Below are 454 nucleotides of genomic sequence, written 5' to 3' on the forward strand. Positions count from 1 at the left end.
AGTTTGAGATAAACTCAAATCAAAGCATTCTTTTAAGAACGTTTTGATTTGAATTTTTAGAACATCGTAAGGAATGGTGGAGTTAAGCGGGATCGAACCGCTGACCTCCTGCGTGCAAGGCAGGCGCTCTCCCAGCTGAGCTATAACCCCTCTTCTTACTTCTGCCTTTTACTTTATGCTGCGTTGTGCTGCCTAAAGCAAAACCCATCGTAATAAGCTTTCTGATGCAATTCAGGATCAGTCTAGGCGTAGTGAACCGAAACATACTTTCGTATGTGAGGTTCGCTGCAACAACGACTGGCGATGAATTTGGTGGGTCTGAGTAGACTCGAACTACCGACCTCACCCTTATCAGGGGTGCGCTCTAACCACCTGAGCTACAGACCCATCTGTACGTGTGCTCTATCTCATGCAATCAATCATCTGTGTGAACACTTATAACTTCAATTCACTA

Annotated in this window: 2 tRNA genes; both read right to left on the reverse strand. The window is 44.9% G+C overall.

Annotation, left to right across the window (positions count from 1 at the left end):
* Positions 1-74: 74 nt before the first annotated feature.
* A tRNA-Ala gene (locus I4W93_RS20255) sits at positions 75-150 on the reverse strand.
* A 160-nt stretch (positions 151-310) separates the two neighbouring features.
* Positions 311-387, reverse strand: a tRNA-Ile gene (locus I4W93_RS20260).
* Between the last annotated feature and the right edge of the window lie 67 nt (positions 388-454).

Source organism: Rheinheimera maricola (assembly GCF_016918075.2).
GTDB lineage: Bacteria > Pseudomonadota > Gammaproteobacteria > Enterobacterales > Alteromonadaceae > Alishewanella > Alishewanella maricola_A.